Annotated in this window: 22 protein-coding genes; 10 read left to right on the top strand and 12 right to left on the bottom strand. The window is 43.4% G+C overall.

Annotated elements, in window-relative coordinates:
* The first annotated feature begins 102 nt into the window (after positions 1-102).
* Together AB5903_RS06340 and AB5903_RS06335 are read left to right on the top strand one after the other, a co-directional pair.
* Positions 103-1239: a DNA replication/repair protein RecF gene (locus AB5903_RS06340; protein WP_022104422.1), complete on the top strand. Its 1137-nt coding sequence runs from the start codon at positions 103-105 to the stop codon at positions 1237-1239.
* Positions 1236-1526, top strand: coding sequence for a DciA family protein (locus AB5903_RS06335; protein ID WP_005657944.1), 291 nt, complete (start codon positions 1236-1238; stop codon positions 1524-1526). Before AB5903_RS06340 ends, AB5903_RS06335 begins: the two co-directional genes overlap by 4 nt.
* A 23-nt stretch (positions 1527-1549) precedes the next feature.
* Here the strand turns inward: AB5903_RS06335 and AB5903_RS06330 are convergent, their stop codons facing one another.
* The 7 genes from AB5903_RS06330 to gap all read right to left on the bottom strand — a co-directional run bounded on the left by AB5903_RS06330 (position 1550) and on the right by gap (position 8752).
* Entirely contained in the window at positions 1550-2335 is a 786-nt protein-coding gene (locus tag AB5903_RS06330; RefSeq protein WP_272710907.1) for a histidinol-phosphatase, read from the bottom strand.
* The gene (locus AB5903_RS06325) at positions 2332-2865 is read right to left on the bottom strand and encodes a 5-formyltetrahydrofolate cyclo-ligase (protein WP_195658509.1); all 534 of its coding nucleotides are present in this window, start codon (positions 2863-2865) and stop codon (positions 2332-2334) included. The genes AB5903_RS06330 and AB5903_RS06325 overlap by 4 nt, the downstream gene beginning before the upstream one ends.
* On the bottom strand, positions 2783-4519 hold the full coding sequence (locus tag AB5903_RS06320) for a S41 family peptidase (protein ID WP_117956203.1): 1737 nt from the start codon (positions 4517-4519) through the stop codon (positions 2783-2785). Before AB5903_RS06320 ends, AB5903_RS06325 begins: the two co-directional genes overlap by 83 nt.
* A 51-nt stretch (positions 4520-4570) precedes the next feature.
* Positions 4571-5008: a dCMP deaminase family protein gene (locus tag AB5903_RS06315; protein ID WP_117667256.1), complete on the bottom strand. Its 438-nt coding sequence runs from the start codon at positions 5006-5008 to the stop codon at positions 4571-4573.
* Positions 5009-5021: 13 nt separating this feature from the next.
* The gene (locus tag AB5903_RS06310) at positions 5022-5546 is read right to left on the bottom strand and encodes a DUF4847 family protein (RefSeq protein WP_117667254.1); all 525 of its coding nucleotides are present in this window, start codon (positions 5544-5546) and stop codon (positions 5022-5024) included.
* Complete coding sequence (locus AB5903_RS06305; RefSeq protein ID WP_368117693.1) at positions 5543-7600, bottom strand: M3 family metallopeptidase; 2058 nt, start codon at positions 7598-7600, stop codon at positions 5543-5545. Before AB5903_RS06305 ends, AB5903_RS06310 begins: the two co-directional genes overlap by 4 nt.
* A 141-nt stretch (positions 7601-7741) precedes the next feature.
* Positions 7742-8752 carry a type I glyceraldehyde-3-phosphate dehydrogenase gene (gene gap / locus AB5903_RS06300; RefSeq protein WP_005657928.1) on the bottom strand — a complete coding sequence of 337 codons (1011 nt, stop codon included), beginning with the start codon at positions 8750-8752 and terminating at the stop codon, positions 7742-7744.
* Positions 8753-8893: 141 nt separating this feature from the next.
* On the opposite strand from gap, the gene mscL reads away from it, so the two are divergent.
* Positions 8894-9328, top strand: coding sequence for a large-conductance mechanosensitive channel protein MscL (gene mscL / locus AB5903_RS06295; protein WP_272710905.1), 435 nt, complete (start codon positions 8894-8896; stop codon positions 9326-9328).
* Between the two features lie 111 nt (positions 9329-9439).
* Here the strand turns inward: mscL and AB5903_RS06290 are convergent, their stop codons facing one another.
* Positions 9440-10153 carry a DUF5039 family protein gene (locus tag AB5903_RS06290; RefSeq protein WP_117741964.1) on the bottom strand — a complete coding sequence of 238 codons (714 nt, stop codon included), beginning with the start codon at positions 10151-10153 and terminating at the stop codon, positions 9440-9442.
* A 224-nt stretch (positions 10154-10377) separates the two neighbouring features.
* Here AB5903_RS06290 and guaA point away from each other — a divergent pair, with 224 nt between their 5' ends.
* The gene (guaA, locus tag AB5903_RS06285; RefSeq protein WP_005657920.1) at positions 10378-11931 is read left to right on the top strand and encodes a glutamine-hydrolyzing GMP synthase; all 1554 of its coding nucleotides are present in this window, start codon (positions 10378-10380) and stop codon (positions 11929-11931) included.
* A 122-nt stretch (positions 11932-12053) separates the two neighbouring features.
* On the opposite strand, the gene AB5903_RS06280 is transcribed toward guaA, so the two are convergent.
* On the bottom strand, positions 12054-12719 hold the full coding sequence (locus AB5903_RS06280; RefSeq protein ID WP_005657919.1) for a Crp/Fnr family transcriptional regulator: 666 nt from the start codon (positions 12717-12719) through the stop codon (positions 12054-12056).
* Between the two features lie 176 nt (positions 12720-12895).
* Between AB5903_RS06280 and AB5903_RS06275 the strand changes: the two genes are divergently transcribed.
* From AB5903_RS06275 to AB5903_RS06260, 4 genes are all read left to right on the top strand, one after another.
* Entirely contained in the window at positions 12896-13492 is a 597-nt protein-coding gene (locus tag AB5903_RS06275; protein ID WP_005657918.1) for a MarC family protein, read from the top strand.
* Between the two features lie 375 nt (positions 13493-13867).
* Complete coding sequence (locus AB5903_RS06270; protein WP_005657916.1) at positions 13868-15808, top strand: glycogen debranching enzyme N-terminal domain-containing protein; 1941 nt, start codon at positions 13868-13870, stop codon at positions 15806-15808.
* Between the two features lie 14 nt (positions 15809-15822).
* Positions 15823-17088, top strand: a complete 1266-nt coding sequence (locus AB5903_RS06265) for a glycosyltransferase family 4 protein (RefSeq protein WP_005657914.1) — start codon at positions 15823-15825, stop codon at positions 17086-17088.
* A gap of 17 nt (positions 17089-17105) precedes the next feature.
* Positions 17106-18506 (top strand): glycoside hydrolase family 57 protein, encoded by a 1401-nt coding sequence (locus tag AB5903_RS06260; protein WP_368117692.1) that lies wholly within the window; start codon positions 17106-17108, stop codon positions 18504-18506.
* 220 nt (positions 18507-18726) lie between these two features.
* Here AB5903_RS06260 and AB5903_RS06255 read toward each other — a convergent pair whose 3' ends face one another.
* Together AB5903_RS06255 and AB5903_RS06250 are read right to left on the bottom strand one after the other, a co-directional pair.
* The gene (locus AB5903_RS06255; RefSeq protein ID WP_005657910.1) at positions 18727-20301 is read right to left on the bottom strand and encodes a DUF4270 domain-containing protein; all 1575 of its coding nucleotides are present in this window, start codon (positions 20299-20301) and stop codon (positions 18727-18729) included.
* 25 nt (positions 20302-20326) lie between these two features.
* Positions 20327-21145 carry a glycogen/starch synthase gene (locus AB5903_RS06250; protein WP_005657908.1) on the bottom strand — a complete coding sequence of 273 codons (819 nt, stop codon included), beginning with the start codon at positions 21143-21145 and terminating at the stop codon, positions 20327-20329.
* Between the two features lie 245 nt (positions 21146-21390).
* Here AB5903_RS06250 and panC point away from each other — a divergent pair, with 245 nt between their 5' ends.
* Both panC and panD read left to right on the top strand, forming a co-directional pair.
* Positions 21391-22236, top strand: coding sequence for a pantoate--beta-alanine ligase (gene panC / locus AB5903_RS06245; RefSeq protein WP_005657906.1), 846 nt, complete (start codon positions 21391-21393; stop codon positions 22234-22236).
* A 22-nt stretch (positions 22237-22258) separates the two neighbouring features.
* Positions 22259-22612, top strand: a complete 354-nt coding sequence (gene panD, locus AB5903_RS06240; RefSeq protein WP_005657904.1) for an aspartate 1-decarboxylase — start codon at positions 22259-22261, stop codon at positions 22610-22612.
* A gap of 79 nt (positions 22613-22691) precedes the next feature.
* Here panD and AB5903_RS06235 read toward each other — a convergent pair whose 3' ends face one another.
* Entirely contained in the window at positions 22692-24998 is a 2307-nt protein-coding gene (locus tag AB5903_RS06235) for a bifunctional dihydroorotate dehydrogenase B NAD binding subunit/NADPH-dependent glutamate synthase (RefSeq protein ID WP_005657902.1), read from the bottom strand.
* Positions 24999-25010: the final 12 nt, after the last annotated feature.

Below are 25010 nucleotides of genomic sequence, written 5' to 3'. Positions count from 1 at the left end.
CGCCATAAAGATAGGGGTGGTCTTGATTTTTTCATATCCCACTGGCATATAAATCGTGATTTATATCTAAATTTGCTGGGAAAAGTAACGATAAACTGTCATATGATACTGAAACGCATATCCATACTTAATTATAAAAATCTGGAGCAGGTAGAACTTGCTTTTTCTCCGAAACTAAATACTTTCTTCGGACAGAACGGAATGGGAAAGACAAACTTGCTGGATGCTGTTTATTTTCTCTCTTTCTGCAAAAGTGCGGGGAATCCTATTGATTCGCAGAATATAAGGCATGATTCGGATTTTTTCGTTATACAAGGATTTTACGAAGCTGCGGATGGTACGCCGGAAGAAATTTATTGCGGCATGAAGCGTCGTCAGAAGAAGCAATTCAAGCGGAATAAAAAGGAGTATACACGTTTGTCCGATCATATTGGTTTCTTGCCGTTAGTGATGGTATCTCCTGCCGATTCGGTCTTGATAAGTGGAGGCAGTGATGAGCGTCGCCGCTTTATGGATGTAGTGATTTCACAGTATGACAAAGAATATTTGGATGCATTGATTCGTTATAATAAAGCATTGGCACAACGGAATACATTGCTTAAGAGTGAGATGCCGGTGGAGGAAGAGCTTTTTCTGGTATGGGAGGAGATGATGGCTCAGGCAGGTGAAGTGGTATTCCATAAGCGGGAAGAGTTTATCAGGGAATTTATTCCTATTTTCCAGTCTTTTTATTCGTTTATTTCACAGGATAAGGAGAAGGTCGGGTTAACTTATGATTCGCATGCTCGTGACGCTTCTTTGTTGGCTGTATTAAAGGAGAACCGTATGCGGGATCAGATAATGGGATTTTCTCTGCGTGGGATACATAAAGATGAACTGAATATGTTGCTGGGTGATTTCCCTATTAAACGGGAAGGCTCGCAAGGACAGAATAAAACGTATCTGGTAGCTCTAAAGCTGGCACAGTTTGACTTTCTGAAACGGACGGGTACCACAGTTCCGTTACTGCTGCTGGATGACATTTTCGATAAATTGGATGCGTCGCGTGTAGAGCAGATAATTAAACTGGTGGCAGGTGATAACTTTGGACAGATCTTTATAACAGATACCAATCGTGAACATTTGGATCGTATTCTGCATAAGGTGGGCAGTGATTATAAAATGTTCCGTGTAGAGAAAGGTAACATTTCGGAAATGGTAGAGACCCAGGTAGCGGTTGGTGAGGAAAATGAAGCATGAAACGGAATGATGCAGAACAGATAGGAAAACTGATACGAAGCTTTCTGAGGCAGGAGAGTTTGGAGTCTCCGCTGAATGAACGGCGGCTCATCAACTCGTGGGCAGAAGTTTTGGGACCGGTCATTGCTTCTTATACACGTGAACTTTATATAAAGAATCAGGTGCTGTACGTGCATCTTACTTCTGCTGCCCTTCGTCAGGAACTGATGATGGGAAGAGATTTGTTGGTACGTAATCTGAACCGGCATGTGGGGGCGCAGGTGATTACTAACATTATATTCCGGTGATATGCGTACTTGCTGTTGGCATTTTAATACATCATCTTCAATGTATCTGTGGTTTTAATCTTCAATTCCTTTAGTTCTTGTAAGGCACGTTCATAATAGATAGGAACTTCTAAATCGTTATTGTTGTGCACGTCCATACCGATAATGGCTGTGCATCCTTCATTGGCAGCAATGTGCCAGAAATTCGGGCAGGGATAGGTGTTTAACCCGTGTTCCTCATTGTATGCCACATATCCGATGTTATATTCCAACGGAATGTTAAGCCGGGCTGCGGTCCGACAGATATGTCGGCTGATTGTGGCACAGTGATGATCGAATTTGGGATAAGAGCGCATGAATAAGTCAGGGTGGGCAAGACAATTATACAGACCGCTCTCCATCCCTTCGATAGCGCTCTCTTCGTATAAGTCGAGCATATCCCGATTGTTTGTGTGATGTCCGAAATAAGGGAATTTTTCATCCGTGTGGAAATGGTGGTTGACGAAAAGGATGTAGTTCAACTGGTACTTTTTAATCTGTTCTTTCAGCCAAGGGGTATATTCGGGAAAGTATTCGCATTCCAAGCCTATTTTTATGTCGATTTGGTCCCGGTATTTTTCTCGTAAATATTGCAGGCTTTCTATATACTCCGGCAATTCCTCGGGAAGCATGCGCATATCGGCTACGTAGCTGGTATGGTACTTCCAAGGGGTATGGTCGGAGAAACCAAGTATTTGGAAACCGCCTTTGATAGCGCTGAGAACATATTCTTCATCGCTTCCGACGGCATGCATGCAACGTGTGGTATGAGTGTGATAGTTTGTTTTCATTGTTGTGTTATGATTTCGTCCATACGGATGTCGAATGGTTCTGCCGGAACTTCTTCTACTATTTGAAACGGAAAGCAAATGCCGACTTTGTATGCGGAAGGTATGCGGGGAAGCAGCCGGTCGTAGTACCCCTTTCCTCTTCCCAGCCGGTTTCCGTCACGGTCGAATGCTACCCCCGGAACAATGATAAGGTCTATTGTGGCATAGTCGGTGAACAATGCTCCCGTAGGCTCCTCGATGCCATACGCTCCAATAGCAAGGTCAGCAGAACTTGTATATACGCGAAGTTCCAAATCGTTACCTATGACAACAGGCAGGAGTATTTTTTTCTTTGTACTCCATTTTCTGATGAAGTCATGTGTGTGTACTTCGTCCGGCAATGAGTGATATAATAATATAATGCTTGCCGCTCTAAAGACCGGATGTGCTTCGAGAGCGGCAAGTATCTCAGCAGATTGATGCGTAGCGGTAGATTTGTGAAGGGTCTTCAGTAAAGCTATACGCTTGCGCAGTTCTTTTTTCTTTTCCATTGGTATTCTCCTCTTCTTGGCCGGCTTGTAGCGGAGCTTTCGGGAAAGCTTCGCCACGTTCCAGGATTTCCAACGCTTTCTTTACAGTAGCGTCACTCTCGTTGATATATCGGATATAGGCTTCTTTACCCAACGTATTGTAGATGGTATTGCCGTAGAGGTTCCGTTCCAGTAATTTATAGGAGCGGTGTATCAGCAGATTGCGTCTTTTCACTCCTTTGGAATCGGCAAAACGTATGAATTGCTCTACAATACCTTGGCGGCGCAGGTATTTCAGTAAATCCTGTTCATTTTCGAACGCACTCAACTTGGCACGGTTGCGGTCGGTGTATTGGAAACTGAACTGTATAATCAACCCCCTGTTGCTGACCTCTATCAGATAAGAAGATACTCCGGTTGTGTCTTGGGGTACGAATACATCGGGCATAATGCCGCCACCGCCGTAAACGGGACGTCCCAGTCTGGTGGAGTAGCGCAGGTTTTCGTCGAGTTTGATGCTGTCTTTAGAGAAGAACTCTCCATGTTCATAGCGGGTCAGCCAATCCATTTCGTATTTAGAGTCTTTCCCGCTTTCGTAGGGACGCTGGATGCAACGTCCGGATGGAGTATAGTAGCGGGCAATAGTCAGGCGAATGGCGGAACCGTCACTGAAATCAATAGGTTGTTGTACCAAGCCTTTGCCAAAAGAACGGCGTCCAACGATAGTTCCCCGGTCGTTGTCCTGAATAGCCCCTGCAAAGATCTCACTGGCAGAAGCCGAACCTTCATCTACCAATACAACGAGCGGTGTCTTTTGGCAGCTACCCGTACCGTTGGCATACTCTTCCATGCGCGGATATTTACGTCCTTGTGTATATACAATGAGTTTCCCTTCCGGAAGGAACTCGTTTACCATACGGGTGGCGGCTTCCATGTAACCGCCGGTATTACCACGCAGGTCGATGATGAAACCTTTACATTTTTGATGGCTTAGCTGGGCAATGGCATTCAGCAGTTCTACGTGTGAGGTACGCCCGAACTTGCTGACTTGTATGTAGCCGAAATCATCGTTGAGCATATAAGCGGCATCAATCGTGTTCTGGGGAATGTCGCCGCGTGTAATGGTGAAATCCAACAGCTCTTTTTCGGTGGCGCGCTTCACTCCTAACTTCACTTGTGTGCCTTTAGGTCCTTTCAGATTGCGCATGGCTTTTTCATTAGTCAGCCCTTTACCAACGAACAGGCTGTCGTTTACCATAACAATGCGGTCACCTGCCATGAGTCCTACTTTTTCAGACGGACCGCCTTGTATTACGCTGTTCACGTGTATGGTATCTTCTTGTATGGTAAACTGGATACCGATACCGCTGAAGCTGCCTTCCAGTTCAGAATTGACTGCTTCCAATTTCTGTGCGGGAATATAAGTGGAGTGTGGGTCAAGTTCTGCCAATATCTGTGGCATTGCTTTTTCTACCAGATCGGTCATGTTGACGCTGTCCACATACTGGTCGTCTACCACCCGCAGTAACGCATTCAGCTTGTTGGACGAACCGTTGATAATCCCCAAACGGTTTCCTGCGAAATGTTTGGCATAAAAAGTTCCGATAAGTATGCCCGCTACTACACTGATTGCAATAATGAGAGGTGTGAAACGGGAAGAGTTTTTTGTACCCATAATGATATGTACTATATTTTACGATTTACTATTTGGCTGTGCACGAAGTTATCAACTCTCAATTGACATATATATTACTTCGATACCTGCACGTTTCAGCAGTTCGATGCCGTCTTCCAAACGATATTTTTCGGAGTATACGACACGCTTGATTCCTGCCTGGATGATGAGTTTGGCACATTCTATACAGGGAGAGGCCGTGACGTACATTGTGGCACCGCTGCTGCTGTTGTTGGAGCGTGCTATTTTGGTAATGGCATTGGCTTCGGCATGGAGCACATAGGGTTTGGTGAGATTGTTTTCATCTTCACATACATTCTCAAAACCGGATGGCGTGCCGTTATATCCGTCCGAGATAATCATTTTATCCTTTACGATGAGTGCACCCACCTGACGACGTTGACAGTATGAGTTTTCCGCCCATATGCTTGCCATGCGTATATAACGTTTGTCTAAGGCTTCTTGTTTACTTCTCTTGGTTTCGTCCATATTTCAGTTGTATTTAGCGGGCTGTAAATCCCATGACTTTTGTTGTATTTCCGTCTTTGAAGTAAAGAGTAATATTATGTATATCCCCTTCGTATTTGAACACATTCTGTATACCGTTGATAAATACTTTAGCCAACTTGTCGCTTTCTGTACCAATAACTTTTCCTTTGATGCTTATGGTATGTTCCTTTCCGTCTATTTTCAGAACTGCATCATTGATACTCGAGTTGACGGCATGGACATTAACCGTACCGGTAACTTCTCCGTTCACTTCGGCACAGTTAAAATTAAGAGTGTAGTTTCCTTCTGCCCCGAAAGTATTGAGTTCACGGTCGATTTCTTCTTTACTTTCGTTGCTCCACAAGCCTTGATAGAATTGTTCTTTTCCTTTTTCGGTGGCGATACGAACCAATTTCCAGGTTTTGTTGTTGAAGATTTCCATTACATCATCCTCATTGTTGCAAGCGCCCAAGCCGAGAAGCATGGATGTCATCATCAGGCAACAGACTATTGTCTTTATTTTAATTTTTTCTTTCATCTTTTTATTCCGTTTCTGATTAATAGCGCATCTATGGTAGGTTCTTGTCCACGGAAACGCTTGTAGAGTGTCATGGGATGTTCCGTACCTCCTTTCGACAGGATATTCCGGCGGAAAGAGTCGGCTATTTCCGGATTGAAAATGCCGCATTGCTTGAACAGCGAGAAAGCATCCGCATCCAGCACTTCCGCCCATTTATAGCTGTAATACCCAGCAGAATATCCGCCCGCAAAAATGTGTGAGAACTGGGTGCTCATACAGGTTTCCTCTACAACAGGGAGTATTTGTGCTTTATCCCAAGCCTTCTTCTCATAAGCTTTAACATCCCCTTCGAAAGGGGTATTGCGTGTATACCATGCCATATCCAGCAATCCGAAACTTACTTGGCGCAGGCAGGCATAGGCCACGTTGAAATTCGATGAGTCTACAATGCGCTGCACCAGTTCGTCGGGGATGAGTTCGCCGGTTTGGTAGTGGCGGGCAAAGGTGTGCAGGAACTCTTTTTCAATGGCAAAGTTTTCCATGAACTGAGAAGGCAGTTCTACAAAGTCCCAATAAACATTTGTGCCGCTTAAACTTTCGTAAGTGGAGTTGGCAAATATCTCGTGCAAGCTGTGCCCGAACTCGTGCAGGAAAGTTTCCACTTCATCGAAGGTCAGTAGGGCGGGCTTGTTTTGTGTGGGTTTGGTAAAATTCATCACGATAGATACGTGCGGACGGCTGTTTTCGCCGCTTTTCTCATCTGTCCACTGCCCTTTGTAGCTCGTCATCCATGCACCGGAGCGTTTTCCGGCTCTGGGATGAAAGTCTGTATAGAGTACGGCAAGATATGTGCCGTCTTTATCAAATACTTCGTAGGCTTCCACATCCTTGTGATAAACAGGAATGCCGGGATTCTTCTTGAATGTGATGCCGTACAGCCTGCTTGCCAGTCCGAATACTCCTTCTTTAACTTTGCTTAGCTCAAAGTAGGGACGAAGCATTTCATCATTAACACTGAACTTCCGGTCTTTCAGCTTTTGGGAATAGTAACTCCAGTCCCATGGCATGAGATTGAAGCTTTCTCCTTCTTCGTTGCGTGCCAGTGCCTGCACTTCAGCATATTCTTTTTGTGCGGTGGGTGTATATGCTTCTAACAGTTGGTTCAGCAGTTTGTATACAGCGTCGCTGTTTTGTGCCATTCGTTCTTTCAGGTTGTATTCGGCAAAGTTGTCGTAACCCAGCAGTTGGGCGATTTCCATGCGGACGTTGGCAATTTTCTTTACGATTTCCAGATTGTTGCAGGCATTGTCATGCGTGCATTTGGTATTATATGCCATGTAAAGTTCTTGGCGCAGGTCGCGGTTGTCGGCGTACGTCATGAAAGGGCTGTAACTTGGGGCATGCAGGGTGAATACCCAACCTTTCACACCTTTTTCCTGCGCTGTCTCTGCGGCGGCATCAACGGCGCTTTCAGGCAGACCGGACAACTGTGACTTATTGGTCAGCACCAATTGGTAGTCGTTTGTCTCTTTCAGGGCATTTTCACTGAACTGCAGTGTCAACAAGCTTAATTCTTTGCACAATTTACGGTACTTTTCCCTGGCATCTCCTTGCAGGTTTGCTCCGTTGCGGACAAAGCTGGTGTAGATGTCTTCCAGTAGCTTGGACTGTTCCGGAGTAAGTTTATTCTTGTCTGTCAGCTCATATGCGGCTTTGATGCGGGCAAATAGCTTTTCGTTGAGGCTGATGTTGTTTTCATGTTCGCTCATCAGTGGCATGATTTCCCGGGCAAGTTCCTGCAATTCATCGCTGGTTTCGGCGCTGAGCAGATTGCCGAATACGGTAGTGACACGATGCAACAGTTCTCCGGACTTCTCGTAGGGCACTATCGTGTTTTCAAAAGTCGGAGCAGCAGGGTTATTGATGATCGCATCTATTTCTGCATTTTGCCGGCGGATGCCTTCATGTATGGCAGGTGCGTAATGTTCAGTCTTTATCAGATTAAAAGGAACAGTTCCATGTGGAGTTGAATACTTTTCAAAGAAAGGATTTGAGGCTTGTATCATAGTCATAAAACAAAGTAATATTAGTGTAAGTTTAAGTCTTGTCATATACTTATCTCTTGAAGAAAATAAATTAATTGCAAATGTGCAAAAAAAATAGGCGACTTCATAAAAGAAGCCGCCTATTTTTTATTATTTTCTAACTGTATATTAGCAGTTAACAGATGCCATGTGAGCAATCAGGTCAAGAACCTTGTTAGAATAACCGATTTCGTTGTCGTACCAAGATACAACTTTAACGAAAGTATCAGTCAAAGCGATACCTGCCTTAGCATCGAAGATAGAAGTGCGAGTGTCACCCAAGAAATCAGAAGAAACAACTGCATCTTCAGTGTAACCCAGAACACCTTTCAGTTCGCCTTCAGAAGCTTCTTTCATGGCAGCGCAGATTTCAGCGTAAGTAGCCGGTTTAGCCAAGTTAACAGTCAAGTCAACTACAGAAACGTCCAAAGTCGGAACACGCATAGACATACCAGTCAGTTTACCGTTCAAAGCCGGAATAACTTTACCTACAGCCTTAGCAGCACCAGTAGAAGAAGGAATGATGTTGCCTGCAGCAGCACGACCACCTCTCCAGTCTTTCATAGAAGGACCGTCAACTGTTTTCTGAGTAGCAGTTGTAGAGTGAACTGTAGTCATCAAACCGTCAGTGATACCCCATTTATCGTTCAATACTTTAGCGATAGGAGCCAAGCAGTTAGTGGTACAAGAAGCGTTAGATACGAATTGAGTACCCTTAACATAAGTCTTTTCGTTAACACCGCAAACGAACATCGGAGTGTCATCCTTAGAAGGAGCAGACATTACAACGTATTTTGCACCAGCTTCGATGTGAGCCTGAGCTTTTTCCTTAGTCAGGAACAAACCGGTAGATTCAACTACGTATTCAGCACCTACTTCGTTCCATTTCAGGTCAGCCGGGTTCTTTTCAGCAGTGATACGGATAGATTGACCGTTAACGATCAGTTTGCTGTTTTCAACATCAGCTTCGATAGTACCGTCGAATTGACCGTGCATAGTATCATACTTCAGCATGTAAGCCAAGTAATCTACCGGGCAAAGGTCGTTAATACCAACGATTTGAATATCGTTTCTTTTCTGAGCAGCGCGGAATACGAAACGTCCGATACGTCCGAATCCATTAATACCTACTTTAATCATTTTGTTTAAACTTTTAAGGGTTTTATAATGTTTAAAATTAAACTTTTAAACTTTTACAGCATTTCTTTTACGAATTGCGCTGCAAAAGTAAGAAAATGTTTTTATATTCGTATCCAAAATCATAATTAAATAATTGAAAAGATGGGAAAAAGTTCATTTTTGCAGGAATTTAAGGCTTTTGCCATGAAAGGCAATGTGGTCGATATGGCTGTCGGTGTTATCATTGGAGGTGCGTTTGGCAAGATTGTATCTTCAGTTGTGGCTGATGTGATAATGCCTCCTTTGGGCTTGCTGATAGGCGGTGTAAACTTTACCGATTTAAAATGGGTGATGAAGCCTGCCGAAGTAGTGAATGGCAAGGAGATAGCCGCTGTAACACTGAATTACGGAAATTTCCTGCAGGCCACTTTCGACTTTCTCATTATCGCTTTTTCTATCTTTATGTTTATTAAGTTGATAACCAAGCTGACGGAAAAGAAAAAAGCGGAAACGCCTGCTGCTCCTCCTGCACCGCCCGCACCAAGTAAGGAAGAAGTGCTGTTGACGGAAATTCGTGATATATTGAAAGAAAAATAATCACGTTTTTTTATTTAAATAATAAAGAAATTCATATATAAATATCCTCGGAAGATGGTAATGCTTCTTTCGAGGATATTTGATTTTATAGGATTAAAAAAGGATTATTGCCTAGTCTTCTTTCAGGTTGTACTTTAATCTCTGATATTTACGAATTGTTTCCCGTTGAAGGCTTTCAAGTGTACTGATCTCTATGGATAGTTGGTGGAGCTTGGGATCGGTCTCTTTGAGAATTCGTGCTGTTTTATAATCATAGATTTCCGGTACAACTTCCCGGTTTCTTTTACATTCGTCCAGTAGATAGGAAGCACAGGCTATATAATGCTCTTTGAAGGCTTTGCGCTTTTTTTCGAGCAACGGACGGTAAGTCTTATCCTCATTGTATATGCGTTGATAGAAACCGTCCAAGGCAACTTTGCGGTCTTTTTTCTGTTCCGTATTGATGGCTCTTTTATATAAAGAATCGAGGGTGATATACTCCGGGTAGGATGTCAATAGTGCTTCAAGTTCTTTTTTAGCCTTTTCGTAGGCTAATCTCTGAGGTTCCAGTTCTTCCGGTTTTATGGTAGTGGCAAGTTGTATCAACCGGGGTTCTCGGTTGAAGTTGGTGATTTTGTAGAGTTTCTTGCAATATTCAATGTATTTTTCTGTTATTTCCCAATTGTACTGCAAAGTTTTTTCTTGCAAATCAGTCTGTATGCTTGTCAGTGCATTTTCTAATTGAGCAATTTCAATTTGTAGCGAATCTGCTTTGGAAAGGGGCTGTGCTGCTATCGGCAATAGGCAGTAAAGTGTAAGGACCGCTGATAGGATATTTCTTTTCATGATACTTAGATATTTGGTTTAGTAACAGAGACAAATATAAATTCTTTATTTTATAAATCCAACAAATCCTTTAGTTTCTTGAAAGATAAGCGGTGCAGGTGTTTTCCGTTCTCTGTATATTGCCGTATTTTGTTTTTTGCTCTGAACAAATTTTGCCATATTTTGCTTTCTGCTCTAAACAAATTCGTATCTTTGTGCTCCAAATTACTAACACCTCTGTTTCTATGCAAGAAAAGATTATTATTCTTGATTTCGGCTCACAGACCACGCAGCTTATCGGTCGCCGTGTTCGCGAGTTGAATGTATATTGTGAAATTGTGCCTTACAACAAATTTCCTCAGGGAGATGCGAGTGTAAAAGGAGTTATTCTTTCAGGTAGTCCATTTTCCGTATATGACGAAAGTGCGTTTAAGATAGATTTAAACGAAATCCGTGGTAAATATCCTATATTGGGAATCTGCTACGGTGCACAGTTTATAGCCTATACCAACGGCGGTAAGGTTGAACCTGCGGGTAGCCGTGAATATGGACGGGCGCATTTAGCTTCTTTTGATAAAAACAATGTGCTTTTTAAGGGAGTAAAGGAAAATACTCAAGTGTGGATGAGTCATGGCGATACTATTACTGCCATTCCTGAAAGCTTCAAGACTATAGCTTCTACGGATAAAGTGAAGATTGCCGCTTATCAGGTGGAAGGAGAGAAAATGTGGGGTGTACAATTCCATCCGGAAGTATTCCATAGCGAGGACGGTACACAGATGCTGAAAAACTTTGTAGTGGAAGTCTGCGGTTGCAGGCAGGACTGGAGCGCAGCTTCGTTTATCGAAACTACGGTTGCCCAGTTGAAGGAACAATTGGGGGATGATAAAGTCGTGCTCGGTTTGAGCGGTGGCGTTGACTCTTCTGTTGCTGCTGTATTGCTGAATCGTGCTATCGGAAAGAATTTAACTTGTATTTTTGTGGATCATGGCATGTTGCGCAAAGATGAATTTAAAAATGTATTGCACGATTATGAATGTCTTGGTCTGAATGTTATCGGAGTGGATGCAAGCGCTAAATTCTTTGCGGAATTGGCAGGAGTGACCGAACCTGAAAAGAAGCGTAAGATTATAGGTAAGGGTTTCATTGATGTATTCGATGAAGAGGCTCATAAAATTAAAGATGTGAAATGGCTGGCTCAAGGAACGATCTATCCGGACTGCATCGAGTCGCTTTCTATTACCGGAACTGTAATCAAGAGTCATCATAATGTAGGTGGACTTCCTGAAAAAATGAACCTGAAATTGTGCGAACCCTTGCGACTGTTGTTTAAAGATGAGGTTCGCCGTGTAGGACGTGAGTTGGGCATGCCGGAGCATTTGATTACCCGTCATCCTTTCCCCGGTCCGGGATTGGCTGTTCGTATTTTGGGTGATATAACTCCGGAAAAGGTGAGTATCCTGCAAGATGCGGATGATATTTTTATTCAGGGATTGCGCAATTGGAAAGTGAAAGATGCCGGAGGAAATGAGACAACTCTTTATCATCAGGTATGGCAGGCAGGGGTTATTTTACTTCCTGTGCAGTCTGTAGGCGTAATGGGCGATGAACGTACATATGAACGTGCGGTCGCTTTACGTGCTGTTACTTCTACAGACGCAATGACTGCAGACTGGGCGCATTTGCCTTACGAATTTTTGGGCAAGGTTTCCAATGACATTATTAATAAGGTGAAAGGTGTAAACCGTGTAACCTATGATATATCGTCAAAACCGCCTTCCACAATTGAATGGGAATAAAAACGGTTGCTGAAGATATATTAAAGCAAAGATTATGAAGTGAACCCCGAAAGTTATTTAATTTTCGGGGTTCATTTCATTTTAATAATCTTCTTGAAGATATTTGCATTTTATGTACTTGGTCAGTTTATCAAATTTTCAACATTAGGCAGTATGATTTCCCCGCGGTGTAATTCAACCAATCCTTTTGTTTGCATAGTATTGAGGGCTTTTGACACTCCTGTTCGGGTTTCGTTGATGATTTGAGCCAAATCCTCCATTTTTATTTTCAATATTTTTTCGCCCGACAGCCGTTCTGTATGACTGAGGATGAAATGGATAATGCGGCTTTCGGGACTATTGCCGAATACAGCCCATAAGCGGTTGTGCAGCATTTGAGTGCGGTTACTGATGATATTCATGTAATTCAAGCGGAATATTTCGTAGTTGAAGAGCTCTTTCACTACAAATGCTTTGCTGATGCTGACCGTATGCACTTCGGTTCTTGCCCGATATGTAGAAGCATAATGCGTTTTCATGCCGAATATGGAGTGAGCCTCAATCAGGAAAGGGGCTGGAAAATATTCGGTGAAGCAGTAAGAAGAATCGGCGGATGATGTGGAAGATGCAATTTCTCCTTTTAGGACGAAGACCAGTTCATGACAGGCGCCCCCCTCTTTTAAAAGAAGCTCACCTGGTTTATATTTTGTGAAGTGCAATTTGACCTTTTCCAAAATACGGGTGAAGTCTTCTTGGGCAAGTCCCTGAAACAGGGGTAATTGTAATAACGTATCAAACATTGTTTCCATATCATTCTCATCTTCTGGTTTAAGAACAAAAGTAGATATAATCGAACTCTGCCGTAAACACTTGCCCTTTCTTTTTGTTTTTTTTATTATTTCTTAAACGTGCTACTCATTCACTTTTAAGAAATATTGCGAAATACATAAAAATAGATTATTTTTGTAGAAAAAAGGAGGGACATATGTTTTCAGCATTTAATTGGCAGCAGATGACAAGTGCTTTTATCGTGCTGTTTGCCGTGATAGATATTATAGGCTCTATTCCTATTATTATCAATTTGAAAGAAAAGGGGAAAGATGTAAATGCGCTGAAAGCTACATTAATATCGTTTGCCTTGCTGATAGGTTTCTTTTATGCGGGTGATATGATGCTGAAATTGTTTCATGTGGACATTGAGTCATTTGCGGTGGCCGGTGCGTTTGTTATTTTTCTGATGTCGCTGGAAATGATTCTTGATATTGAAATCTTTAAAAACCAGGGGCCGATTAAAGAAGCAACGCTGGTTCCGCTGGTCTTTCCGCTATTGGCAGGAGCGGGAGCCTTTACAACTTTACTCTCTTTGCGTGCAGAATATGCCAGTATCAATATTATCATTGCATTAGTCTTGAATATGATATGGGTATATTTTGTTGTCAGCATGACCGGGAGGGTAGAACGTTTTTTGGGTAAAGGCGGCATTTATATTATCCGTAAATTTTTTGGCATTATCCTGTTAGCAATTTCAGTGCGTTTGTTTATGGCAAATATTTCATTGCTGTTGGACAGCTTCCGTCATTAGTTCTTCTTTTCTTTTTCCTGTGTAGAAGGAATTGTAACAGCTTTCCATAAAGAAAGATATTGAAAGGCATCATAGGGCAACTTGCCGTGTGTTGAAATTCCCGGTCTATCCCTGCTTCTAAGAATCCAAGCGTGGATGAAGCGAATAAATAAAAATAGTGGTATACCATCGCCAGAACTATTTGTAGCCCGTCATGCTTCCTATATTGTACAGGGATTTATCATTTTCGTACAATGCTTTGGATTATTTGCTTGAAAAGCGAAAAAAAAAAGACTTTTTATTTTGCGTGTAGGCTTTAATTCGTATTTTTGGGCATTGCTACAAGCTTTGTAGCGCATATACCTGAAATAATTAACCTTTAAATAATGCACAACTATGAGTTATTTACGATTTGACAAGACCTTGATGGTTAATCTGCAAGAATCTTTGCCAAGGGAGATACTTCGGACTAACAAATCAGGAGCCTATCATTGTACAACGATTGTAGATTGTAACACACGCAAATATCACGGCTTGTTGGTAATTCCCGTTCCCAACCTGGATGATGAAAACCATGTGCTGCTGTCTTCTTTGGATGAAACAGTGATTCAGCACGGTGCAGAGTTTAACTTGGGATTGCACAAGTATCAGGGAAATAATTTTAGTCCGAACGGACATAAGTATATCCGTGAGTTTGATTGCGAGCATATCCCGGCAACTACTTACCGTGTGGGAGGCGTTATTCTCCGCAAAGAGAAAATTTTTGTACATCATGAGAACCGGATACTGATTCGTTACACCTTGGTCGATGCCCATTCGGCAACAACACTTCGGTTCCGTCCCTTTTTGGCATTCCGCAGCGTACGCGAATACACGCACGAAAATGCACAGGCAAGCCGTGATTACCAACCGGTGGAAAACGGTATTAAAACCTGTATGTATCCCGGCTATCCGGAACTTTATATGCAGTTGAACAAAAAAAACGAATTTCATTATCAGCCGGATTGGTATCGTGGCATTGAATACCCGAAAGAACAGGAACGCGGTTACGATTTTAATGAAGACCTGTATGTACCCGGTTATTTTGAAGTAGATATAAAGAAGGGTGAAAGTATCGTTTTCTCTGCGGGTATCTCCGAAATTTCACCGCGTAAGCTAAAGCAGACTTTTGAGGCTGAGGCAGAAGACCGTACTCCGCGTGACAGCTTTTATCACTGTTTGAAAAATTCGGCTCACCAGTTCCACAATAAACAAGGAGAAGAACATTATGTACTTGCAGGCTATCCCTGGTTTAAATGCCGTGCGCGCGACTTGTTTATCTCTTTACCGGGCTTAACTTTGGCCGTGGACGAACAAGATGAATTCGAGGATGTTATGAGAACGGCGGAAAAGGCTATCTATGCTTTCATTGAGGATAAACCGGTTGGTTATAAAATATATGAGATGGAACATCCTGACGTGCTTTTATGGGCAGTATGGGCTTTACAGCAGTATGCCAAGGATACATCGCGCGAACAATGCCGTTTGAAATACGGCAGGTTATTGGAGGATATTATGAATTATATCTGCGCTCGTAAGCATGATAATCTTTTCTTGCATGAAAACGGTTTGCTTTACGCAAATGGCAAGGAAAAGGCAGTTACCTGGATGAACTCTACGGTTAACGGGCATCCTGTAATCCCTCGCACCGGATATATTGTTGAGGTGAATTCGCTGTGGTATAATGCATTGCGTTTTGTTTCAGACATTGTGCGTGAGGGTGGAAATGACATTCTTGCAGACAAATTGGATGCTCAGGCAGAAATAACAGGAAAATCGTTTGTGGAAGTTTTTCGTAATGAATACGGTTATCTGTTTGATTATGTAGACGGTTATATGATGGATTGGAGCGTTCGTCCCAATATGATATTTGCTGTTGCTTTTGACTATTCTCCATTGGATAGGGCACAGAAGAAGCAGGTACTTGATATTGTGACAAAAGAATTGCTGACTCCGAAAGGTCTGCGTACATTGAGTCCTAAAAGTGGGGGATATAATCCCAATTATGTCGGTCCTCAGATTCAGAGAGATTACGCATACCACCAAGGCACAGCCTGGCCGTGGCTTATGGGCTTTTATATGGAAGCGTACCTGCGTATATATAAGATGAGTGGTATTTCGTTTGTAGAGCGGTATCTGATCGGTTTTGAAGATGAGATGACGAGCCATTGCATAGGTTCTCTGCCCGAGTTATTCGATGGAAACCCGCCGTTTAAAGGAAGAGGCGCGGTATCGTTCGCCATGAATGTGGCGGAGATTCTGCGTATCTTGAAATTGTTGTCTAAGTATAATTTATAGGAGGAGGAACGAAGATGAAAGTTTTAATGTTTGGTTGGGAATTTCCTCCCAAAATATATGGTGGCCTTGCAGTTGCATCATACGGAATCACGAAGGGTTTGAGTCAGCAGGGAGATGTGGAGACTACTTTCTGTATGCCTAAGCCTACAGGTGAAGAAGAGAAATTCTTGAATATAATCGGTATGAACCAGGTGCCTATCGTGTGGCGTGATGTTGATTACGATTATTTGAAGTCTCGTTTGTCGACAATGAGTCCGGAGCAATATTATGCTTTGCGCGACCATATTTACTCGGATTTCTCCTATATGCACGTCAATGATCTTGGCTGTATGGACTTTGCCGGCGGTTATCCCGGAAATTTGCACGAAGAAATCAATAACTTCTCGATTATAGCCGGAGTTGTGGCACGTCAACAGGAATTCGACATTATTCATGCGCACGATTGGCTGACATATCCGGCTGGTGTACATGCGAAGATGGTGAGTGGCAAACCGCTCTGTATCCATGTGCATGCAACAGATTTTGACCGTTCGCGGGGTAAAGTTAACCCCACGGTCTATTCCATGGAAAAAAACGGAATGGATTATGCCGACTGCATTATGTGTGTGTCGGAACTTACCCGTCGTACTGTTATCAACGAGTATCATCAAGATCCGAGAAAGGTATTTGCCATGCATAATGCGGTGTACCCGCTTTCGCAAGAATACCAGGATATTCCGCGTCCTGAACATTCGAAAGAGAAGGTCGTGACTTTCCTCGGACGTATCACTATGCAGAAAGGTCCGGAATATTTTGTGGAAGCTGCTGCACTGGTGTTGCAACGTACCCGCAACATCCGCTTTGTGATGGCCGGTTCGGGTGATATGCTGAATGCCATGATTAATATGGCTGCCGAACGTGGCATTGCAGACCGTTTCCATTTTCCCGGCTTTATGAAAGGTAAGCAAGTGTACGAAGTTTATAAGAATAGTGATGTATTCGTTATGCCTTCCGTTTCCGAGCCTTTCGGTATCGCCCCGTTGGAAGCCATGCAGTGCGGAACTCCCTCTATCATTTCCAAGCAGTCCGGATGTGGTGAAATCCTCGATAAGGTAATTAAGACCGATTATTGGGATATTCATGCTATGGCGGATGCCATTTATTCCATCTGTATGAATCCGTCTTTATTCCATTATCTTCAGGAAGAAGGAAAGAAAGAAGTGGACGGAATTACCTGGGAAAAGGTGGGCTTGAGAATCCGTGCTCTTTACGAGGATGTGTTAAGAAACTATGGTAAATAATAAAACAACAAATACTAATGAGAACTATCTGTCTTTATTTTGAGATACATCAAATTATACATCTGAAACGTTATCGTTTCTTTGATATTGGTACAAACCATTACTACTATGATGATTATGCCAATGAAACAAGTATTAATGAAGTTGCCGAACGTTCGTATATTCCTGCACTGAATACGCTTATTGGAATGGTGAAGGATTCGGGTGGTGCGTTTAAAGTGGCTTTATCCATCTCAGGTGTGGCATTGGAGCAACTGGAAATCCATGCACCTGCTGTAATCGACCTGTTGCACCAGCTCAATGATACGGGATGCTGTGAGTTCTTGGCTGAACCGTACTCTCATGGACTTTCTTCTTTAGCTAATGAAGATTGCTTCAAGGAAGAGGTGATGCGTCAGAGTGCTAAAATGAAACAAATGTTTGGCAAAGCGCCCAAGGTGTTCCGTAACTCCAGTCTGATTTACAATGACGAAATTGGTGCCATGGTGGCAAGTATGGGTTTTAAGGGAATGCTGACTGAAGGGGCAAAACATGTGCTTGGCTGGAAGAGTCCGCACTATGTGTACCATTGTAATATGAATCCGAACTTAAAGTTGCTGTTGCGCGATTTTAAACTGTCGGATGATATTAGTTTGCGTTTCTCGAATTCCGAGTGGAACGAATATCCGTTGTTTGCCGATAAGTATATCAGTTGGATCGATGCATTCCCGCAAGAGGAGCAGGTTATCAACATATTTATGGAGCTTTGTTCATTAGGGATGTCACAGCCTTTATCCTCCAATATTCTGGAATTCCTGAAGGCATTGCCTGCATGTGCTAAGGAAAAAGGCATTACTTTCTCAACTCCTACCGAAATTGTTACCAAGTTGAAATCCGTTTCACAATTGGATGTACCTTATCCTATGTCGTGGGTGGATGAAGAAAGAGATACAAGTTGCTGGTTGGGTAATGTAATGCAGCGTGAGGCTTTCAATAAACTGTATAGTGTGGCCGAGCATGTACATATCTGTGATGACCGCCGCATCAAGCAGGATTGGGATTATTTGCAGGCCAGCAACAACTTCCGCTTTATGACGACCAAGAATAGTGGAGTAGGGTTGAACCGCGGTATCTATGAATCACCGTATGATGCTTTCACCAACTATATGAATATTTTGGGAGACTTTATCAAGCGTGTTGATTCTCTTTATCCGGTGGATATTGATAACGAGGAGCTGAATGCTTTGCTTACTACAATCAAGAATCAGGGGGATGAAATAGAAGAACTTCATAAAGAGTTGGAAAAAGCGCAGAAAAAGTTGGAAAAGGAAAAAGCCGCTGAGAAGAAAAAAGAACCGAAAGATGCTTCTAAGCCTGCTACAAAGTCTACTGCAAAGAAAGTTACGGCAAAGAAGCCTGCTGCCAAGTCTGCCAAATAGCACTATCTGGCTTTAGATAATGTTAGTCCTCCATGCTTTATTTGAGAGTATGGAGGACTTTTTTTGTAGCTTGGATTAATTCTATTCTGCTTATGTCAGAACCTTCTCTTTCTTTAAAGTAAACTATAAACCAAAATCTTCATTTATAAAAACTAAACTTCGGTTTTTATAAATGAAGATTTTTGTGTATAAAGATATAGAATCTAAGTTCCTGCTTTTTTTACTTATTGAAAGAAGTATATGTAACCTCTATTTGCAATTTGGTTCCACCCTGTTCCGGGTCTCCACCTTTCAGCTTGGCATACGTAGGCTTCAAGTCATGCTGAATACCAATTATGGAAGGAGTAGTGCTGTTTGTATCGTAGGTCACAACTACGGGGATTATTACTACTTTATCCCAATCCTTTCCTTCGCCTTCGCTCCATTCTGTTTCCCATGCAGTTTCATTCCACGATGTACCTGCCGCTTCTTTGGCTTTCTGTTTGGCGGTCTTTTTTTCATTGATGCAAGCAGAAACCAGACGGGCTATATTCATAAAGGTGTATTGGTTGGTTTCGATACTGTTGTGAGTTGCGACAAAAGAGGTTACATTGTTTGCAAGCTCATTGTTGACAAAGAAAGAGTCCATGTCTTTTTTACGCAGCAACAGTACGGTTTCCGGTGCACTCATGCTGAATTTATACTTGTTACTTTCCTGATTATAGTTTGTGAAAGTCAGCTTGACAGCATTCAGTGTGTCGTTTGACAACTCTTCATGTATTTTATCATAGGGCAAGGTTGCCTCTGTAAAAATACCTGCAGGCGATTTGAGATAACTCCAACCGGTTTCATTCGCTTTCTTGATTAATTCCTCGGAGCTTTCAAACTTATTGGCTTGAATAACTTCTTTGGTGGAGGCAAACACTGTTGCCGTACTATAATATAAAGAGTCTTTACCGTCTTTTTTGGTGAGCTTTACTCCTAAACTGTCTACGTAATGAAAGCGGAATTGCATTTGCAGGTCCACACGGTCAACGTATAGAATTGTTCCGTCTCCGTAATCCGTCTTAATATAGACTCCTTTCAATACATTGTCAATAAACTTCTCCGAGTTTTTGAAGAAATCGTTTTCTCCTCTTTGGTAGGCTCTGTTCAACTGCAGGAGTTCATTTCCAAACTGCTTGCTTAGAGGCAGAGTTACATTGGGATAAAAAAGACTGTTTCCATTAGAGTCGGTAGCATTTCTTACAGAGTCGGGAACAGAGGTGTCATAAGCAGTATATGCTTTGTGCAACTCAAAATAACCGGTTTCTTCAAAATGCGGCTTGTCAGTTTCATTTCCGTAATATTCTTTCGGATTAATATCGGTATAGTGCTTGTTTTCTAATCTTTTGTCCAGCTCATATACCGACATTCTGCATGGATTTAAGGAATCTCCGAACCATGAAGAGTAGTATATTGTTAACTGTGCTGAAACGACGGTATCACCCGCCATTGTTCCCACATGCTTTTCCGGGTCGTATACTGCGGGGAATTTGAAGTCGTCCGTACAGTTCAGCTCAGTCAGGAAGCTGGCTTCGTAGCTTCCAAAACCTTCGGGAGCAGGATCTGTGAATTTACCTACATATCCCGTACTTGTCTTGGCATAAACTTTTTCTGCAAGGAGAGATTTGGTGGTGACATCAAAAGTCGTAGTTGTGGCTGAAATACCGTCAGAATCAGGTAACATGCTCATGCCCAATGTGCCGGTATTGTCATCGCATCCGTAGAAAGCCAGAATTGCAAAAAGCAATATCCCTAAATATTTTACTTTCATAATTCTTCGTATTGATACTTTATTTTTATTCTGCTCCCCAAACCTGGTCGTAGAAGTCGTTGCAGGCATCTGCAAAGATTTCGGGAGATTGATAGCCTAAGACAGGCTTGCCGATTTGGCGGGCATATGCTATCACTTCTTCATTCACGTGTTCGCTTTGCTGGATGACACCGTCGGAATAGTCCACCGCCAGTTTGCAGAGAGCTGTATAGTCCACCGGCTCTTTCAAATCGGCAACGTCTTTCTTACTGATACCCTTCAGAAGAAGCTTGCTGGCAAAATCGGGATGGAACGGTTCCTTGAAGTCATTGTCATAAAGTGAAAAGACAACTTTTGCATCTCTGAATGACGGTTCGTCTTTATACGCTTTCTTGATATACAGCGGTGCTAATGCAGTCATCCAACCGTGGCAGTGGATAACGTCCGGACACCAACGCAGTTTCTTGACTGTTTCCAATACACCGCGTGCATAGAAAATAGCGCGTGCATCGTTGTCTTCATATTCAACGCCGTTCTCATCAACCACTTGCAGGCGGTTCTGAAAGTAATCGTCGTTGTCGATAAAGTAAACTTGCATGCGGGCAGACTGTATGGAAGCTACTTTAATGATAAGCGGATGGTCGGTATCGTCAATGATAAGGTTCATGCCGGAGAGACGTATCACTTCGTGCAATTGGTTTCTGCGCTCGTTGATGTTTCCCCATTTGGGCATAAACGTTCTGATTTCTCTGCCTTTTTCTTGGATTGCTTGCGGCAGGTTTCTGCCAACAAGGGACATTTCGGATTCTGAAACGTAAGGGGTAATTTCTTGTGTTATAAATAAAACCTTGTTCGCTTTTGTCATAATAACGATGTTCTCAATTATTCTGCAAAGATATAAAAAAAATCGGGCAATAAAGCAAGACGAGCTCATCTATAATTCCTTATGAATTGTTAACTATTTGTATATCAGTGATAAAAAGGACTGGATATAGCTTTGGGTATGGAATGACTTTTGCATTAATTTATGATATTTCTTCTTTATGTGGTAAATAATAGCTTATTTTGCATCGTTTTGCGAACAACTAAGTTATTATATAACCAATAAAAATGGAAATAGTACATACTATCAAGGACTTGCAGGCCGGACTTTCGGCTATGAGAGCCCAGGGTAAGAAGGTCGGTCTGGTACCTACGATGGGGGCCTTGCATGCCGGTCATGCTTCATTGGTAAAACGTTGTGTGGCGGAGAATGATGCCGCTGTAGTAAGTGTTTTTGTAAATCCTACTCAGTTTAATGACCAAAATGATTTAATCAAATATCCCCGTACGCCGGAAGCTGATTGTCGTTTGTTGGAAGAATGTGGGGCTGCGTTTGTTTTTGCTCCGGCAGTGGAGGAGATGTATCCGGAACCGGATACGCGCCAATTCAGCTACGCACCTTTGGATACGGTAATGGAAGGAGCCTTTCGTCCGGGACACTTTAACGGTGTGTGCCAGATTGTGAGCAAGTTGTTTGATGCGGTGCAGCCGGATCGCGCCTATTTCGGAGAAAAGGACTTTCAGCAATTGGCCATTATCCGTGAAATGGTGCGTCAGATGAAGTATCCGTTGGAGATTGTAGGTTGTCCCATCGTACGTGAGGAAGACGGCTTGGCGCTGAGTAGCCGCAATGCCCGTTTGTCTGACGAGGAACGCAAAAATGCTTTGAAAATTTCGCAGACTTTATTTGAAAGTCGTACCTTTGCGGCTTCGCATACGGTTGCTGAGACACAGAAGTTTGTGGAAGATGCCATTGCAGCCGCTCCCGGCCTGCGTCTGGAATACTTTGAACTGGTGGACGGCAACACGTTGCAGAAGATTGCCGATTGGGAAGATACTTCGTATGCCGTGGGTTGCATTACGGTGTTCTGCGGAGAAGTCCGCCTGATTGACAATATCAAGTATAAGGAATAATAAACATAAAAAAGCCAATCTTATGATGATTGAAGTGTTGAAGTCTAAAATCCATTGCGCCCGTGTTACGGAAGCCAACCTCAATTATATGGGGAGCATCACGATTGACGAGGATTTGATGGATGCCGCTAACATGATTGCCGGCGAGAAGGTTTATATTGCCGACAATAATAACGGTGAACGTTTTGAAACTTACATTATTAAAGGCGAGCGCGGTTCGGGCAAAATCTGTTTGAACGGCGCGGCAGCCCGTAGGGTTCAACCGGATGACATTGTTATTATCATGTCGTATGCATTGATGGACTTTGAAGAGGCCAAGACGTTTAAGCCGACGGTGATTTTTCCTGATCCGGTGACAAACAAGGTGGTGAAATAAGTTCTGTATCAGATAGAAAGAAAAAGAAAGCGTATCGTTCATTGCGATACGCTTTCTTTCTTTTTATGGTGAAGTTTCTTTAGTTCTTCAGTTGTTCATTCATTGCTGCGGCAGCTTTCCGCCCGTCGCCCATAGCAAGGATTACGGTAGCGCCGCCGCGGACAATGTCGCCACCGGCATAAATGGTCGGTATGGACGACTGCATGTTGTCGTTTACGGCAATCGTACCTTTGCGCCCCAATTCAAGTCCTTTGATAGAACTCGGAACAATCGGATTAGGCGATACACCCACGCTGACAATAGCAAGGTCTATGTCAATCGTTTCGGTAGCTCCCGGAATGGGGACAGGACTGCGGCGTCCGGATGCATCGGGTTCGCCCAGTTCCATTTTCTGAAGAACCACCTGTTTTACTTTTCCTTGCTCGTCGGCAATGTATTCTATCGGGTTGTGGAGTGTCAGGAATTCCACACCTTCTTCCTTGGCATGTTTCACTTCCTCGATACGTGCGGGCATTTCTTCTTCCGAGCGGCGGTAGATAATCATAGCGCGTTCGGCGCCCAGGCGGCGGGCTGTGCGGACGGAGTCCATAGCCGTGTTACCGCCACCGATAACGGCTACGCATTTACCGAAAGGCACAGGCGTATCGGAATCCTCGCTGGCGGCGTCCATCAGGTTGACGCGCGTCAGGTATTCGTTGGACGATAGGATATTGATGGAGTTTTCACCGGGGATGTTCATAAAGTTCGGCAGTCCGGCACCGGAAGCGACGAATATGCCTTTGAACCCTTCTTCTTCCAGTTGTTCTACGCTTAATGTCTTGCCGATGATGCAGTCCTTGATAAACTTCACACCCATTTGGGCAAGGTTCTCGATTTCTACATCCACAATCTTGTTGGGCAGACGGAACTCGGGGATACCGTATTTCAATACGCCGCCGATTTCGTGCAGTGCCTCGAATACGGTAACATCGTAACCATATTTCGCCATATCTCCGGCGAAAGACAGACCGGCGGGTCCCGAACCGATTACAGCAATCTTAATGCCGTTCTTTTCTTTGATTTCCGGCACGGAGATTTGTCCGCTTTCCCGCTCGTAATCTGCGGCGAAGCGTTCCAGATAACCGATGGCAACCGGCTTTTCGTTCATCTTCAAATGGATACACTTGGATTCGCATTGTTTTTCCTGCGGACACACACGACCGCAGACAGCGGGCAATGCGCTGGTTTCTTTCAATGTTTTGGCTGCTTCCAGAAACTCGCCGCGTTCTATATTCTTGATGAAACGGGGTATGTCTATACCTACGGGGCAACCCTCCATGCACCCCGGATTGGCGCAGTCCAAACAACGTTTGGCTTCTGTCAGGGCCTGTTCCTCGGTCAATCCCCGGTTCACTTCTTCCTTGCGGCTGTGCGAACGGTATTCCGCATCCAACTCGTTCATTTCCACGCGGGGAATGGCAGTACGCTCTTTGGCTTTCATGGACTTGCGCAGTTCTTGACGCCAGGCGGCATTGCGGTTTTTTTCATCTTCTGCCTGAGTGTTCTCGCCGGTTGCCTGACAAGTTTGCGGTTCTTCCAGTTTATGCATTTCTTCGCGTTCGATATTTTTGAATGCACCCATGCGTTTCAGCATTTCGTCGAAATCTACCTGGTGACCGTCGAATTCCGGGCCGTCTACGCATACAAATTTGGTTTTACCGCCGATGGTGATACGGCAGGCGCCGCACATTCCGGTTCCGTCTACCATGATGGTATTCAAGGATACATCGGTGGGTATTTCGTATTTCTTCGTCAGCAAACAAACGAATTTCATCATAATGGCCGGGCCGATACAGAAGCATTTGTCTACTTTCTCGCGTTTGATAACATCTTCCACACCTTCCGTAACCAAACCTTTACGGCCGTATGAACCGTCGTCCGTCATGATAATGACCTCGTCGGAGCTTTCGCGCATCTCTTTTTCAAGGATAATCAGCTCTTTGGTGCGTCCTGCCAGCACTGTAATCACACGGTTACCGGCAGCTTTCAATGCCTGCACGATGGGAAGCATCGGGGCTACACCCACACCGCCACCGGCGCAAACAACAGTTCCGAAGTTCTCGATATGGGTGGCTTGTCCCAGCGGACCGACAACATCGGTTATATAATCACCTTCATTCAGCTCACACAAGCGGGTAGATGAGAGACCTACTTCCTGTACAACCAAAGTGATAGTTCCCTTTACAGGGTCGGCAGCGGCAATGGTCAGCGGCATGCGCTCGCCTTTTTCGCCTACACGTACTATTACAAAGTGTCCTGCCTTGCGCGATTTAGCAATTAACGGTGCTTCAATTACTAATTTGAAGACCTTTTCAGAGAAATGTTCTTTGCTAATGATTTTATTCATTATCTTATAATT

Origin of the sequence: Bacteroides sp. 2201st1_D9_2201SCRN_220225 (assembly GCF_040928965.1) — a bacterium.
Classification (GTDB): Bacteria; Bacteroidota; Bacteroidia; order Bacteroidales; family Bacteroidaceae; genus Bacteroides; species Bacteroides stercoris.
Note: the sequence above shows the minus strand (reverse complement) of the source record. Positions and strands in the feature narration are given on the sequence as shown.

Coding starts and splice junctions, on each gene's coding strand:
- gap (WP_005657928.1), bottom strand. CDS start 8,752: ATGATTAAAGTAGGTATTAATGGATTCGGACGTATCGGACGTTTCGTA.
- AB5903_RS06255 (WP_005657910.1), bottom strand. CDS start 20,301: ATGAAAGTAAAATATTTAGGGATATTGCTTTTTGCAATTCTGGCTTTC.
- AB5903_RS06330 (WP_272710907.1), bottom strand. CDS start 2,335: ATGAAAACAAACTATCACACTCATACCACACGTTGCATGCATGCCGTC.
- panC (WP_005657906.1), top strand. CDS start 21,391: ATGGAAATAGTACATACTATCAAGGACTTGCAGGCCGGACTTTCGGCT.
- AB5903_RS06275 (WP_005657918.1), top strand. CDS start 12,896: ATGTTTTCAGCATTTAATTGGCAGCAGATGACAAGTGCTTTTATCGTG.
- AB5903_RS06335 (WP_005657944.1), top strand. CDS start 1,236: ATGAAACGGAATGATGCAGAACAGATAGGAAAACTGATACGAAGCTTT.
- AB5903_RS06250 (WP_005657908.1), bottom strand. CDS start 21,145: ATGACAAAAGCGAACAAGGTTTTATTTATAACACAAGAAATTACCCCT.
- AB5903_RS06260 (WP_368117692.1), top strand. CDS start 17,106: ATGAGAACTATCTGTCTTTATTTTGAGATACATCAAATTATACATCTG.
- panD (WP_005657904.1), top strand. CDS start 22,259: ATGATGATTGAAGTGTTGAAGTCTAAAATCCATTGCGCCCGTGTTACG.
- AB5903_RS06270 (WP_005657916.1), top strand. CDS start 13,868: ATGAGTTATTTACGATTTGACAAGACCTTGATGGTTAATCTGCAAGAA.
- mscL (WP_272710905.1), top strand. CDS start 8,894: ATGGGAAAAAGTTCATTTTTGCAGGAATTTAAGGCTTTTGCCATGAAA.
- guaA (WP_005657920.1), top strand. CDS start 10,378: ATGCAAGAAAAGATTATTATTCTTGATTTCGGCTCACAGACCACGCAG.
- AB5903_RS06310 (WP_117667254.1), bottom strand. CDS start 5,546: ATGAAAGAAAAAATTAAAATAAAGACAATAGTCTGTTGCCTGATGATG.
- AB5903_RS06280 (WP_005657919.1), bottom strand. CDS start 12,719: ATGGAAACAATGTTTGATACGTTATTACAATTACCCCTGTTTCAGGGA.
- AB5903_RS06340 (WP_022104422.1), top strand. CDS start 103: ATGATACTGAAACGCATATCCATACTTAATTATAAAAATCTGGAGCAG.
- AB5903_RS06315 (WP_117667256.1), bottom strand. CDS start 5,008: ATGGACGAAACCAAGAGAAGTAAACAAGAAGCCTTAGACAAACGTTAT.
- AB5903_RS06265 (WP_005657914.1), top strand. CDS start 15,823: ATGAAAGTTTTAATGTTTGGTTGGGAATTTCCTCCCAAAATATATGGT.
- AB5903_RS06235 (WP_005657902.1), bottom strand. CDS start 24,998: ATGAATAAAATCATTAGCAAAGAACATTTCTCTGAAAAGGTCTTCAAA.
- AB5903_RS06305 (WP_368117693.1), bottom strand. CDS start 7,600: ATGACTATGATACAAGCCTCAAATCCTTTCTTTGAAAAGTATTCAACT.
- AB5903_RS06325 (WP_195658509.1), bottom strand. CDS start 2,865: ATGGAAAAGAAAAAAGAACTGCGCAAGCGTATAGCTTTACTGAAGACC.
- AB5903_RS06320 (WP_117956203.1), bottom strand. CDS start 4,519: ATGGGTACAAAAAACTCTTCCCGTTTCACACCTCTCATTATTGCAATC.
- AB5903_RS06290 (WP_117741964.1), bottom strand. CDS start 10,153: ATGAAAAGAAATATCCTATCAGCGGTCCTTACACTTTACTGCCTATTG.